The organism is Streptomyces sp. NRRL B-24572 (assembly GCF_002156145.1).
Taxonomy (GTDB): domain Bacteria; phylum Actinomycetota; class Actinomycetes; order Streptomycetales; family Streptomycetaceae; genus Streptomyces; species Streptomyces vietnamensis.
Genome location: NZ_MWIG01000239.1, coordinates 16642 through 29504, shown reverse-complemented (window position 1 = coordinate 29504; position 12863 = coordinate 16642). Strand labels below are relative to the sequence as shown.

12 protein-coding genes and 2 pseudogenes are annotated in these 12863 nt (G+C 72.0%); 2 read left to right on the top strand and 12 right to left on the bottom strand.

Features of this window, described 5'->3' with window-relative positions:
- The 9 genes and pseudogenes from CCN56_RS15025 to CCN56_RS14990 all read right to left on the bottom strand — a co-directional run.
- The coding region (locus CCN56_RS15025) for a hypothetical protein (protein WP_143664524.1) at window positions 1-230 on the bottom strand (230 nt) is incomplete at its 3' end.
- A gap of 259 nt (window positions 231-489) precedes the next feature.
- Window positions 490-3411, bottom strand: coding sequence for an FG-GAP-like repeat-containing protein (locus CCN56_RS15020; protein ID WP_256961977.1), 2922 nt, complete (start codon window positions 3409-3411; stop codon window positions 490-492).
- Window positions 3408-4793, bottom strand: a complete 1386-nt coding sequence (locus CCN56_RS15015; protein WP_086827230.1) for a carboxypeptidase regulatory-like domain-containing protein — start codon at window positions 4791-4793, stop codon at window positions 3408-3410. Before CCN56_RS15015 ends, CCN56_RS15020 begins: the two co-directional genes overlap by 4 nt.
- Window positions 4794-5288: 495 nt before the next feature.
- Window positions 5289-5510, bottom strand: coding sequence for a helix-turn-helix transcriptional regulator (locus CCN56_RS15010; protein WP_086827227.1), 222 nt, complete (start codon window positions 5508-5510; stop codon window positions 5289-5291).
- Window positions 5510-5980, bottom strand: a complete 471-nt coding sequence (locus CCN56_RS44555; RefSeq protein WP_256961978.1) for a DUF2975 domain-containing protein — start codon at window positions 5978-5980, stop codon at window positions 5510-5512. Before CCN56_RS44555 ends, CCN56_RS15010 begins: the two co-directional genes overlap by 1 nt.
- A gap of 243 nt (window positions 5981-6223) precedes the next feature.
- Window positions 6224-6577 (bottom strand): annotated as a pseudogene (locus tag CCN56_RS44550) (AMP-binding protein); the annotation flags it as partial.
- Between the two features lie 11 nt (window positions 6578-6588).
- Window positions 6589-6924 (bottom strand): AMP-binding protein, encoded by a 336-nt coding sequence (locus CCN56_RS15000; RefSeq protein ID WP_179199850.1) that lies wholly within the window; start codon window positions 6922-6924, stop codon window positions 6589-6591.
- 420 nt (window positions 6925-7344) lie between these two features.
- Entirely contained in the window at window positions 7345-8766 is a 1422-nt protein-coding gene (locus CCN56_RS14995; RefSeq protein ID WP_179199849.1) for a DUF1254 domain-containing protein, read from the bottom strand.
- Between the two features lie 3 nt (window positions 8767-8769).
- Complete coding sequence (locus CCN56_RS14990) at window positions 8770-10332, bottom strand: DUF1254 domain-containing protein (RefSeq protein WP_218779413.1); 1563 nt, start codon at window positions 10330-10332, stop codon at window positions 8770-8772.
- Window positions 10333-10547: 215 nt separating this feature from the next.
- On the opposite strand from CCN56_RS14990, the gene CCN56_RS14985 reads away from it, so the two are divergent.
- Entirely contained in the window at window positions 10548-10904 is a 357-nt protein-coding gene (locus CCN56_RS14985) for an STAS/SEC14 domain-containing protein (RefSeq protein ID WP_086827221.1), read from the top strand.
- A 191-nt stretch (window positions 10905-11095) separates the two neighbouring features.
- Here the strand turns inward: CCN56_RS14985 and CCN56_RS45810 are convergent.
- Both CCN56_RS45810 and CCN56_RS44545 read right to left on the bottom strand, forming a co-directional pair.
- Window positions 11096-11221: pseudogene (locus CCN56_RS45810) on the bottom strand (hypothetical protein); the annotation flags it as partial.
- Window positions 11169-11315 (bottom strand): DUF6221 family protein, encoded by a 147-nt coding sequence (locus CCN56_RS44545; protein WP_256961976.1) that lies wholly within the window; start codon window positions 11313-11315, stop codon window positions 11169-11171. The pseudogene CCN56_RS45810 and the gene CCN56_RS44545, both read right to left, overlap by 53 nt.
- Window positions 11316-11537: 222 nt before the next feature.
- Between CCN56_RS44545 and CCN56_RS14980 the strand changes: the two genes are divergently transcribed.
- Window positions 11538-12278: a BTAD domain-containing putative transcriptional regulator gene (locus tag CCN56_RS14980; protein WP_086827219.1), complete on the top strand. Its 741-nt coding sequence runs from the start codon at window positions 11538-11540 to the stop codon at window positions 12276-12278.
- On the opposite strand, the gene CCN56_RS14975 is transcribed toward CCN56_RS14980, so the two are convergent.
- Window positions 12275-12793, bottom strand: coding sequence for a DUF4232 domain-containing protein (locus CCN56_RS14975; RefSeq protein ID WP_086827217.1), 519 nt, complete (start codon window positions 12791-12793; stop codon window positions 12275-12277). The two genes, CCN56_RS14980 and CCN56_RS14975, sit on opposite strands and share 4 nt — an antisense overlap.
- Window positions 12794-12863 lie beyond the last annotated feature (70 nt).

Genomic DNA, 12863 nt, shown 5'->3' with positions numbered 1-12863 from the left:
CGGGAGCGGGTCCAGGGCGCGTAGCGGTCCTCGGGCAGGAGTTCGCCGGTGAAGGCGGCCAGGGCCTCGGTGAGCCGTTCCGTGCCGCCGGTCTCCAGCGCCGTCACGGCCTGTCGCTCGGCCTCGTCCGCGTCGATCCGCACGGTGGCGGGTTCGAGCCGGATCAGGGCGCCGTCGGTGGTCAGGTAGGAGGAGGCCGGTCCGTGGCGCGAGTTCGGGTTCGAGGGCACGCCGGGCGGCGTGCAGGGCGACGCGCAGACTGCCGAGCGCCGACTGCTGGTCGGCGTCGGGCCAGCAGGTGTCCATGACCTTGATCCGGTGCAGCTGATGGCCGGGGGCGACGGCGAGCAGTTTCACCAGGGTGCGCGCGCCCGGCCGCGGCCAGCGTTCGGACAGCGGGGGACCTCCGGAGACCGGGCGGGCCGCAGGCCCCCCGACGCCTCGGCATCGGGGGGCCTGCGGGTGCGGGTACGGCTCGGGACGACGAGGTCAGGGCGTGTCCAGGGTCAGCACCGTCAGCCGGCGGAGGTCGGTGTGGGGCACGAAGTACCCTCCGGTCTCCAGAGCGGCCGTGCGGTCGGTGCCCGACTCGTCGAAGCCGAGCGAGACGAGTTCGTCCTTGCCGTCTCCGTCTATGTCACCGGTCAGCATCTCGCGGTTGCCCGCGAGGTTCTTGGTGAACGCTCCCGACTGGAAACCGCCCGAGGGAGAGGTCACCGAGGCGACGTCGAAGAGCTGGAAGAAGTTCGTCCCGCTGCCCAGGACGTAGCGCTGCCCGTTCGGCCCGGTCGCCAGGCCGGCGTTCTCGATCTGCCCGACGGTGCTCATGGTGCGGTCCGCGCCGTCCGGGCCGAAGAGGCGCACGGCGGCGGTGGAGCCCAGGTACAGGCCCTCCGGGCCGGTGAACCACGTGCCGAGCGTCCACGGGCCGCCGGCCAGGCCGGTGTGCAGCAGCTCCCCGGTGCGGCCGTCGCGGATCTCCACGAAGGTGACCAGACCGTTGAACGACCCGCCCTTGGCCAGCCACGTGTGGACCACGGCGTGCCCGTCCGCGTACGGAATGGAGGGCGAGGCGAAGGTGGCGCCCCGCAGCGGGATCGCCATGACGGGCCCGGTGGCGCCGGCCGGACGCGGGTCGACCGTCCAGCGGACGGCGCCGGTCGCCCCGTCCAGGGCGACGCCGCCGGCCGGCACGCCCTGCGCCTGGAAGCCGGTGCGGCTCGCGTACTCGGCGTGGACCCGGCCCTCGGAGAGGGAGGCCTCACCGAAGACGACGGGCCCGGCCTCCGCCGGAGCGGCGTACGACCAGCGCGCCTTGCCGCTCCCGCCGTAGACGCGCACCGCGTCGGTGGGCACGACGATCTCGGCCCTTCCGTCGCCGTCGGTGTCACCGGCGGTCACCGTCCACACGAACCGGCCGCCCCCGTCGATCGTGGTGAGCACCTTCCCGGTACGGGAGTCCAGGACGGCCGTGGCCGTGTCGGCCGCGACGACCAGTTCGTCCCGCCCGTCGCCGTCGGTGTCGGCCTTCACGATCCGGTGGATCTGACCGGGCAGGGTGGACTGCCACAGCAGCCGGGGCGTGCCGGCCAGCATCGAGGCGCCGTCGTAGGCGTACACCCCACGGGACCGCCCGCCCGCGACGACGTCCTGCGTGCCGTCGCCGTCGACGTCCGTGAGCACACCGGAGGACAGCTCGCTGCGGATCGGCGTCACCGACAGCTCGTTGCCACCGCCTACGTTGTAGACGTGGATGTTCTGGTCGGTGTCGACGGTGCGTACCCGCCAGTCCGGGCCCTGCCGGTACGGCTGGACCCACGCCTGCGACGCGACGACCCCGCGCTTCTCCGACTTCACCGCGCCGTTGTTGCCGGCGAGCGCCGCGATCCTGGCGTAGCGGCCGGAGCCGCGGTTGTCGGCCGTCTCGCGGCCTTGGTCGTCCAGGTACGAGGCGACGATCCGGTCACCGGCCACGGCCAGGCCGAAGGCGGTCGCGCCGTCCCGCCCGTTGGCGGGGTCACGCTTGACCGTCCGGGACCACAACGGGGTGCGGGAGTCCCCGTCGAGGGCTCGCACGGTGTTGGCGTTGACGAACAGGTTCGGGTCGAGGGTGTCCTCGCTGACGGCGTACTCGGGCCGCTCGTCCCCGGTGATGTCGCCGACCGCGAGAGCGATCGGGAACGCGTTGGTCCGCACGTCGAGCGTGGTCCGGGTGCCGTCGGCGAGGGCGTACGAGGCGATCTCGTACCGCACCCCCTCGTTCGGGTCGGCCTGCTCCAGCGCGACCAGCCGCTCCCTGGAGGCGTCCAGATGCAGCTGACGTGAGTAGAGCCGGTCCGTGGCCGACTGCCATGTCACGGTGCCGTCGGTGGTGTCGAGGACCAGGGTGTGGCCTTCGGGGACGGCGGTGGCGCTGGTCTTGCGCAGGTTCCAGGAGGCGGCGAGGAGTCCGCCGCCCAGCGGCTTCAGGCTCGCCCAGGAGGCGGCGTTCGCCTTGGTCTTCCCGGTGTCGTAGGTCCAGGTGTCCGCCGGGGTGAGGACGCCGTCGGCGTGCTCGAAACGGATGCCGGTGAGAGTCACCTTCGCGGTGGTCGGCGCGTTGAGGTTCAGCGTCGGACTGTCCGCCAGGATCAGGGTCCCGTCGACGACGGTGACCTGGTAGGCGCCCGCGTACGGCTTGCTCCACAGGGTCTTGCCGGTCCTGCCGTCGAGGACGGTGACGAACGTACCGGTCGGCAGCGGGTAGCCCTGGGCCACGAAGGGGCGGAAGGGGTAGCTGCCGACGTCCGCCGTGAAGACGACGTCCGGAACCCCGTCGCCGGTCAGGTCGCCGGTCGCGTAGCCGTGGTCCGATGCCGCGGAGAAGGGCGTGACCGCGTTGAAGCCCATGACGATGCGGGCGGGGTAGGGCTCGGCCGGGTAGCGCGGGGACAGCGGGGGAAGGTTCCACTCCTTGTAGAAGGAGGCGTTGTCCCGCTCCCACACCGTGCTGCCGTCGGCGGCGCGTCGCGAGACGTTGCCGAGGGAGTGGAGGGTGAAGTAGTCGCCCGCCTGGTCCGTCACCGGGACGGTGGCAGCCATGCCCTGGGCGCCTTCGACGGAGCCGCGGACGGTGGCCTTCACACCGGCGTCCAGCGAGGAGCCGGTTCCTGTGTCCGCGTCGGTGGCGGCGTCAGTGCCGGTTCCTGTGTCCGTGCCGGTGGCGGCGCCCTGCGGGTCGGCCTTCTCCGTCAGGTCCCCGTAGACGTCGGGCTGGAGGCGCTGGGCGAGTTCCTCGCTCTGGGCCTCGGTGAGGCTCAGGGCGTCCGTGCCGGCGGCGACGGCCGTGGGCGGTGCGGAACTCAGCGCCAGCCCGGCCGCCACGAGGGCGGCGGCGAGGTGGAGTCCTCTGCGGCGGTGATCGCTCATCATGCTGCCTTCGGGGAGAAGCGGATCGCGGTGGCGTCGCTCAGGACGCTTTCGGCGAAGGAGTACTGGAGGGCGTCGGTCCCGGCCTGGTTCTCGATGCCGACCGTCGCGGAGGAACCCTTCTGCAGGGCGTTCGCGTCCACGCCCTGGTACTGGACGGTGATCGAGCCGTCGGCCTCGTCGAACACCGCCTCGAAGGAGATGCGGACGGCGGGGTCGGCGGTGAAGGCCGCGTTGTTCCAGACGATCGCGAACCTCCTGCTGCCCGCGCTGCCGGTGAGGGAGGTGCGGACGCTCGACTTCTTGTCGAGCACCAGGTCGTCCCAGAAGGCGGCCAGCACGCCGTTGGGCCGGGTCGCGGTGGGCAGCGTCGTGTTGGCGTAGTCGCCGAGGCGCGGCTGGAGGAAGTTCACCAGGCCGTTCGTGGTGACGGAGACGCTCGTGTAGTCGACGCCGTAGTACGTGACCGGGAACGGGGTCGCGACCGTCGTCACGTCCTCGTCGCCGCTCAGCGCGACCTTCGTCGTGCCGGCGATCCACGAGGAGGCCACCGGGGCGCAGGAGTACGTGCCGCCCGCGTCCGTACGGTGCGGCAGCCGGATGGTTGGCGTCTCGTCGCCGTCGACGGTCAGCGGACCGGAGTGGCGCCCGTTGCACCTGACCGGGGCGGCCGGCGCCGCGTCGACGGCGAAGGTGCCCTCGGCGACGTCCGGGAACGTGAAGCGGCCCGCGGCGTCGGTCGTCGTGCCCGGCAGCGGGGTGCCGCCCAGGGTGACGGAGGTCCCGGCCAGCGGCGCGCCGGTCACGTCCAGGACGACACCGCTGACGGCGTGGTGCGGTACGGAGGTGAGCGCGAAGTCCTTCGTGGCGTCCGCGCCGGCGACGACCTCGTAGCCGGACTCGGCGGTGTCCCGGTAGCCGTAGCCGCTGAGACCGAAGGCGTACGTGCCGGCCGGCAGCGTCAGGCGGCACGCGCCGTCGGCGGTGGTGACCGTGGTGCGGGTGGTGGTGGCGCCGGTCGCCTTGACGGTCATGCCGCTCAGGGCGGCGCCGGTGGCCCGGTCGGTGAGGCGTCCGGAGACGATGGCGGCGGTGTGCGGTGCCGCGTCGACGGCGGCGAGGACGTCGAGCTTTCCGTTGCCCCAGACGTTGTTCACGTCCGCCGTGCCGCCGCAGTGCGTGTCGGCCACGTCGCGTGCGGTCCGGTTGAGCAGGGCCTCGGTGCCGTCGACGTCGCCGATCAGGGACGGCGCCTCGGACCAGAGCAGCGCCACGGCGCCCGCGACGTGGGGCGTGGCCATCGACGTACCGTTCAGCGAGCGGTAGCCGCCGCCGGGCCAGGTGGACATGACGTTCACACCGGGGGCGGAGATGTTCGGCTTCATCGGCCTCCGGTTCGCAGCGGAAGCCGGGTGGGAAGCTGCCGTCCGCGAGCTCCACCCTGCCGAGGGCCATGGGGCGGGGCGGGGTCGCGAGGAGGGCGCCGAGGCCCTCGGCGGGCAGTCCGCCCCACCTCGGTCTCGATGGCCGCACCGCCTTCGCGGGCCCGGACCAGGCCGGGTCGGGGGTGTCGTGGCCAGGGCGCACAGCCGGTGGGCGGGCGCCGTCGCGGTCGTCCGGACCGGCCGGCCGCCGCGTGCGGGAGTCGCCCGTCGACCGGCCGGCCGCAGTCGCTGCCGCAGCTACACCACCCGGTCCCCGACCTCGACGTCGACCTGCCGGACACATGGGGTGGTGGGGGCCTCGGCGGCCGGTCGGCGCGGGCGAACTCGCCCGAGGGCGGGCCGTCGTTCCCGTCGGTCCGGGACCGGGCCCCGGACCGACGCCGGGGCCGCATGGGCACGGTGCTGCCGGGTGTCTTCACGCCCGCTGCGGGCGTGTCATCCGCCTGCGACTTCCTCGGCCTCCCAGCGCAGCAGGTCGCCCGGCTGGCACTCGAGTACCTCGCAGAGCGCGGCGAGCGTCGCGAAGCGCACCGCCTTGGCGCGGCCGTTCTTGAGTACCGCCAGGTTGGCGGGTGTGATCCCCACGCGGTCCGCGAGTTCGCCCACGGACATCTTCCGCCTGGCGAGCATCACGTCGATGTCGACGGCGATCGGCATCAGATCACCTCGTCCAACTCGGCCTGCATCCGCGTGGCCTGGGCGAGCAGCATGCGCAGCACGAGCACGATGAGGGCGACCCCCAGGATGGCCACGCCGATCCCGCCCATGATGACGGTGACGCCCGGGTCGTCCCGCTGGCCGGGCGCGTTGAGGGCTGTCACCGCGAACCACACGAGTGCGGCCGCGACGATCGCGCCGATGATGACGTCCACGTACCGGAAGGCGGCGTGGGAGAACACGGTCCCGCGCCGCACCATCGTCACCAGGCGCCAGACGCAGACCAGGGCGACCTGGACCGTCCCGATGCCCAGGATCGTGATCACGCGCAGGGGGGTCAGCGGGAGCGACCCGTCCTCCGGATCGTTCCCGCTGACCAGCACCCAGGCCATCAATGCCTGGACGAACACGGTGCCGGTGAACACCGATACGAGCACGGCGCGCAGTGCGCCCACGGTCAGCTTGCCCATGACCCATCCTTCCATCGAATTCCGATGGGAATCTATCGATTCTCGATAGGTCTGGCAAGGGTTGAGGGGGACGGAAGGTCGCTTCGCGCCGATGTCGGACGCTGTCGCCGGCCCGACCCGTGGTGTGGCCTCACCCGGTTGGTCGTCGGCGTCTTCGCCGCCGACCTCCCCCGGGAGCGGACGCGGATCATGGCGGTCGAGCAGCGGCCGGATCCCGCCGCCGATCGGGCAGCCGGTGAGGCCCAGGGTGGCCTCGGTCAGCCCGTACCCCTCGTTCACCGAGGCCGCGGGGAAGAACCCTCGCAGCTCGGCGAGGGCCGTGGTGTCGATCGGCGCCGCGCCCGAAGTGACCACGCGGACGGAGCCGAGGTCGTGGCTGCTGATGGCGGGGCTGCGCAGCAGGGCGTAGTACATGGCGGGGGAGCCGATGACCTGGGTGACGGCGTGCTTCTCGATGTCGGCGAGGAGATCCTCCGGGGAGAAGCCGGGGACCAGGACGACCGTGGTGCCGAGGAGCGTGTCGAGGTTGTGCCCGCCCAGACCGAAGCCGTGGAAGAAGGGGGCGATGGCGATGAACGACCCCTCGCCCGTGGGCACGGTGTGCTCGTTCACGGCCTCGGGGCCGCCGCCACCGCGGTTGCCACACCCACCGGACTGGTCACCACGGCCTTCGCCGTGCCGTCGGCCAGCTGCTGCCGCAGCGCGGCCTCCGGCTGGGCGGGGTTGATCGGTGCCACCGCGGCGCCGGCGCACAGCGCGCCGTAGCAGGCGACCACGAAGCTCGGCGAGTCGGTCATGTGCAGCGCCACGGTGCCGCCGGGCCGGACACCCCGCGCCCGCAGGCCCCCCCCGCGACACGCAGCGCACGGTCGTACAGCTCGGCGAAGCCCACCGACTCGTCGCGTCCACCACGGCGGTGGTGTCGCCGTACGCGTGGGCCGCACCGGCGAGCAGGGCGTCCACGCCCACCGACGGGTAGTCGAGAGTGTGCGGCATGTTCTTCGGGCAGGCACCGGGCACGGGGAGCTCCCTGTTTCGCGAGGAGGAGGGGTTCGGCGGCGGGGGAGGACACCGCCGCCGCCGGGTCATCGCAAGCCAGGTGCCCGCCGTGGCGCTGTACAGCGGAGAACGGCCGTGTCGGAGCGATGCCGGCCTCTGTGCACACGGGAAGCCGACGGTGGTTGTGCGGCGGAACAGGGATGAAGTCGATGTGACCCCCACGCATTGCCCGTGCCGGTGCGGTCTTGGGAACGTGACCGGAGCGGTCCGCTGGACACCGCACGCCGGGCCCCCTCCTCGCACCACTGGAGGCGGCCCACGACCAGGCCGAAGCCTGGCTCGCGGACCGCCTCCGGGGCTGACGCTCAGCCGGCGTCGAGGGGCTCGAACTCACCAGGACGCCACGTCTTGTCGAACCACGGCTCCAGCGGCCCGTACAGACGCAGCATCGCGAACCACGCCTTGCCCGGGACGGTCCGGATCCAGTTGCCCTCCCGTCCGGCGGGCGGTGTCGGTCCGAAGAAGAGCTCGGTGGTGCCGTCGTCCTCGACGGTGACGGTGCCGGAGAGGCTGGAGAGCGCGGGGTAGGGGTTGTCGGTCTGGAGGAGGGAGCGGGTCTGGGTGTCGTAGAGGTCGACGGCCCAGAAGTTCTTGGCGGGGACGTCGGCGGGCAGCCGCAGCCGGTAGTGGCGGGAGCCGTCGAGCCAGGTGCCCGTGGCGTCCTCGGCGGTGTACGCGTACTGGGATCCGGTCCCGACCGTCTTCGCCGCCATCGCCGGGGTGATGACGGTGGCGAAGTAGTGGAAGAGGGCACGGGCGTCGAGCAGCCGGGCGCCGTCGCGCAGGAACTCGTGGCTGCCGCCCACGAACGGGGTCTTCCAGGAGGACTCGCCGGGATAGAGGTACACGTCCGGGTCGCGCGGCTTGTAGACCAGGGCACGGGCGATGGCGGCGGCGATGGGCGCCGCCTTCTCCAGCAGTCCACGCAGCCGCTCGTCGGGGGAGAAGGCACGGCCCTTGACGATGCCGATGGCGGCGAGCTGCCCGGCCCGCTCGGGGTCGAGCGCCTCGACCGGTTCCTCCTGGACGAGGGCGTCGATCTCCTCGTAGTAGGAGTAGTCGTTGGAGTGGACGGTGTTGTGGTGCGTGTCGGCGATGTTGAGGTAGCGCATCGGGGGAGGGGCGTCGGCCTGCGCCAGCGGGTACACGCGCGTGGCCTTCAGGGCGGGCACCCCGCCGAGGGCGCGGACCACGAGCCAGTTGGTGTACGTGGGGCAGCGGTAGGTGACGTATCCGTCGGGTACGTCACCGTCGTACCCCGGCGGCAGGAAGAGGTACTTCCCGCCGGCGCCCCGGTCGGGCCCGGCGAGCCCGAGGTCGGCGACGTAGCGGAACCAGAAGTCGTCGACGACGCACAGCGATTCGGGCGGGTTCTCCACGACCGTCGGCCCGTCCGCGCGCAGGTCGAGGAAGGTCGTGCCGTACGTCGTCTCCGTGTTGGGGGTGAGGTAGTAACTCCCCGAGTTCGCGCGGGGATCGGTGTACGCGAGGGTGCGCGAACTGTCGACGCCGACCGAGCGCAGTCCGGCCCGCAGCGCGACGAGGGAGGCGCCGGGAACGGTGTCGAGGTACACGTCGATGCCGCGGACCAGGTCGAGCAGGTCGTAGGAGGAGGCGACGGTGGCCGCGTCCGGCAGGCCGTCGAAGAAGCGCAGGTCGCCGAGCGGGGTGGTGACGTGGTCGGGCATGGCGATGGATCGCAGGACGTCCTCGGGAATGCTGGTCATGCGTCACGGCCTCTCTGTGCGGGGTTCGATCTCGCCGGGCTGCCAGCTCTTGTCGAAGAAGGCCGGCAGCGGGCTGTAGAAGCGGAGGACGGCGAACCAGTTGCGGCCCGGGAGGGTCTGCACCCAGTTGCCCTCCACCACCCCGGCCGGGCGTTCGGGGGCGAACCACAGCACCGTCGAGCCGTCGGCCTCGGGAGTGGCGGCGGGGGTCGGGTAGCCCTGCGAGCCGGCGCGGGGGAAGCGCTGGCCGGTGGCGAGCATGGAGCGGCTCTGGTTGTCGTACAGGGTGATCGACCAGAACTTCTCGGCGGGGATCCCGACGGGCAGGACCAGCCGGTACGTCCGCCCGCCTTCCAGCGGCTCGCCGTTCGCGTCGACGGTTGCGCCCACGTACTGGGAGCCGATGCGCGGCAGGTTCATGCACATGGCGGGGGTGATACCGGTGGCCAGGTAGAAGAACGAGGCGCGGGCGTTGGGCAGCTTCGCCCCGCGGTCGGGGAAGGGCTTGATGCCCTCACGGGTGACCAGCGGTGGCGGGGTCTGGAAGTCGTAGCCGCCGGTGAACAGCGGTGAGGTCCAGTTCGAGCCGGTGCCCGGGTAGTAGTGGAAGCCCTCCTCCCGGCGGGGGCGCATCGCCACGGTGCGCGCGTAGGCGTTGGCGGTCGCCACGGCGTCGTCGAGGACCTCGCTCCAGTACCGGTTTGGGGCGAAGGACCTGTCCTTGACGATGCCGACCGCCGCGATCGGGGCGGCGACCTCCGGATCGAGCGCGGAGACGGGCTCGGCCTGCACGGCTTCGTCCAGGAGCGTGAAGTACGAGGCGTCCACCGGCGCGATCGTGTTGATGACGAGCCCGCTGCCCTCGACGAACCGCGGCGAGCGGGGCTCGGCGAGCGGCGCGAGCCCGGCCTCGCCGAGGAGGAAGGAGCCGATCGCGGTGCCGTAACCGCCCGGCGTGTACGGGGTGATCTTCAGCTGCTCCCTCACGCGCCGCGCTGCGGGTGCCGGGTCGTCGTCCTCCAGGAAGCAGCGCCCGAGCAGCCACACCCGGCTCGTCCGCACCCGGTGTACGAACATGCCGCCCTCGGGCAGCGGCCCCTCGTAGCCCGGCCCGGCGAACAGGTACCGCCCGCCGGCTCCCCGGTCGGGCCCCGGCACGCCGAGGTCGGTGACCCAGCGGAACCACATGTCGTCGGCGACGGTGAGGCAGTCCTCCGGGATGTCGACGACGACCGGCCCGGCGGACAGGTCGACGAAGGTGAGGAAGTAGACGGTGTCGGCGTTGGCCGTCAGGAACAGCGAGTTCGCGTCCATGAGCTCGGAGAACAGCAGCACGTCACCGTCGGCGACTCCCGCGTCGGCCATCGCCCGCCGCATCGCCCACAGCGACACCGCGGGCAGCCCCGCCAGGTACGCCTCGATCCCGTGCATCCGGTCCAGCTGCCCGTACACGGTCTCGGCCGTCTCCACCGTCGGCAGCCCGTCCTCGAAGAGGAACGTGCCGGCCGAGGTCTTCACCGTGTCCGATGTGGCCAGGGAGGCGGGAACAGCATTGTCGTCGGGCACGGGTGACCCCTCTCGCTCGGACCGCTGACCGTTCGAGGCTAGGCGGAGGGGTGGTAGGGCGCATATCGGGCAAATTAGAATCCCTGTGCCGTGCGTCGGCCTCGCCCGTTCGGCGTAGGCCGGCCTGCCGGGCGGGACGAACCCCGGAAGGCTCGGGGGAGTGACGGGCAGCCGAGGACGGGGCGGTCCGAGGGATCCAGGAACGAGGAGGCTCTGTGATCAGCAAGCTCGACGGCATGCCGGCCGGGGTGGTCGGCTTCGAGGCGAACGGCAAGATCTCCGCCGAGGACTACCGCGACACGGTCCTCCCCGCTCTCACCGAGGCCGCGGGCGCCGGCGAGGTCCGCTTCCTGCTCGTCGTCACCGACTTCGACGGGATGACCGGAGGCGCCGTGTGGCAGGACCTCAAGGTGGGTGTGGAGCACCTGCGGGCCTGGAAGCGGGTCGCGCTGGTGACCGACATCGAGTGGATGAGCCACCTCACGTCGATGTTCGGCTGGATGAGCCCCGGTGAGACCAAGGTCTTCCCGCTCGCGCGGCGTGACGAGGCGACCGACTGGGTCGCGGGCTGATCCGCAGATCCACGCCGAACGCCCCCTCCGCCCGCACGGCCGCCGCGAGCGGCGGGGCACGGCCTCCGGTCAGGCCACGCGCAGGCGCTGAGCCTCCAGCGCGAGGGCCGGCTCGACCAGGTCGCCCGGGGTGGGTGAGCGACCTCCCCGTGAGGCGTTCGAGGCGTTCGACTCCCCGTGAGGCGTTCGAGGCGGTTGGCGACGGTGTTGCGGTGGCAGTGGAGGACCGCTGCCGCTCGGGTCGTCGACTCGCCGGTTGAAAGGCTATGGGCGCCATTCCCGCTGGTAGGCGGGGTGTTCGGCGTATGACTGGCCAAGGACTCGCAGCGCGTGTGCCAGGCCGGCCGAGCGGGAGTCCGAGGGGTCCATGGCTTTGTGGTCATTCGCCAGTTGCTCGATCAGATCGAGCACGGGGAGGTGGCTTCCGAGAAGAGCCTCGGCGCCCAGGCCCCGACCCGCAGGTCGCCGGTGTGGGGCACGGTCCGGTGCCCGCGGTCACTGTCTGCCATCGCACACCTCGGTGGGGTGAGTCCTGCGGTCGACAGGAGCGGACGCGCAGTGGAGCATTGCGGTGAAGAACGTTCCTGCACTCTCCCTGATCGTTCCGACCGGATGAGACGGTGGAGGCCATGGATGGCTCACGGACCCGAATCCCGCATACGCATCGCAGTCCTCGGTGGCTTCGACCTGTGGGTCGGTGACGAACCTGCGGAGATCCCGCTGAGCTCGGAGCGTGTACTGGCGTTCATCGCCCTGTGCAGCAGGGCGGCCGTTCCCCGGTCCTTGATCGCCGGGACCCTCTGGCCGGACGTGCCGGACCGCTGCGCCCAGGCGAATCTCAGATCGGCGCTCTCCCGACTGCGTGACACAGGCAAGCGCGCGCTCGACATCGGCACGTCCGAGGTACGCCTCGCACGTGACGCGGTCGTCGACTTCCGGTACGCCACCTCGCTCGCCCAGGCCGTCCTGGACCCCACCACATCGACACGGAACGGGACTCCAGGACCCACCATGGCCACCGTCGAAGCCCTCGCCGTCGACTTGCTGCCCGGGTGGTACGACGACTGGGCCCAGCTGGAGGCGGAGCGCTGGCGCCAGCTGCGGCTCCACGCCCTGGAGACCCTGGCCAAGACCTTCACCGCCGCCGAGCGGTACGCCGAGGCCGTGGCCGCGGCCCGTACGGCCGTCCACGCCGATCCACTGCGTGAGAGCAGCCGCATCTGTCTCGTCCGCACGCATCTCGCGGAGGGCAATCCCTCGGAGGCCCTACACGAGTTCCGGGACTACGCGCGGCGCCTGAAGGCCGAGCTCGGGCTTCACCCCACCCCACGGCTGAGCACGCTGGTCGCCGACCTGCATGTCGTCGCCCCTTAACGACTGCCGGCGAAGGCGGTGGCGCGTACGGTGTCGCCGCACAGCGCGAAGTCGCCGCCGTCGTCCGGCCCCAGCTGCAGTCCGCCGCCCCCGACGCCCAGCACGATCGAGGGCGCGACGGAGGGCTTGGCCCCGGAGGCGCAGTAGCCCTCGGCCTCGCCGAGTACGGGCGTGAAGCCGATCAGCGTCCAGGCCTTGCCGCCGACCGCCAGATTCACCGGCTTCGCGGTGCCCTGGCGGACGACCTTGAGGGGCTTGTTCCTGTTCGGGGACCCCTGACCCGCGAGGGCCATGCCGGGGAAGCCCTGCAGCACGCACGCCTTCGGACCGTCGTTGATCAGCGTGATCCGCACCTTGTCGGCCCCGACCCGCTGTGCGCTGTTGGCGATGAGCTGGCTGAACGTGCACGCGGGAGCGGCGGCATGCGTGGCGGCCGCCCCGACGGCGGGCGACGAGGCGGCCACCAGCGCCACGGCCGAGACCAGGAACGAACCCCATCGGTGTTTTTGCCTCATGGCAGCAGCTTGCCCGGCGGCCCGTGACGGCAGCGTGACGGAAAGGGCGCGTGGGCACGCGACGCTCGCG

Coding starts and splice junctions, on each gene's coding strand:
- CCN56_RS15020 (WP_256961977.1), bottom strand. CDS start 3,411: ATGATGAGCGATCACCGCCGCAGAGGACTCCACCTCGCCGCCGCCCTC.
- CCN56_RS15015 (WP_086827230.1), bottom strand. CDS start 4,793: ATGAAGCCGAACATCTCCGCCCCCGGTGTGAACGTCATGTCCACCTGG.
- CCN56_RS15010 (WP_086827227.1), bottom strand. CDS start 5,510: ATGCCGATCGCCGTCGACATCGACGTGATGCTCGCCAGGCGGAAGATG.
- CCN56_RS44555 (WP_256961978.1), bottom strand. CDS start 5,980: ATGGGCAAGCTGACCGTGGGCGCACTGCGCGCCGTGCTCGTATCGGTG.
- CCN56_RS14995 (WP_179199849.1), bottom strand. CDS start 8,766: ATGACCAGCATTCCCGAGGACGTCCTGCGATCCATCGCCATGCCCGAC.
- CCN56_RS14980 (WP_086827219.1), top strand. CDS start 11,538: ATGGCTCACGGACCCGAATCCCGCATACGCATCGCAGTCCTCGGTGGC.
- CCN56_RS14975 (WP_086827217.1), bottom strand. CDS start 12,793: ATGAGGCAAAAACACCGATGGGGTTCGTTCCTGGTCTCGGCCGTGGCG.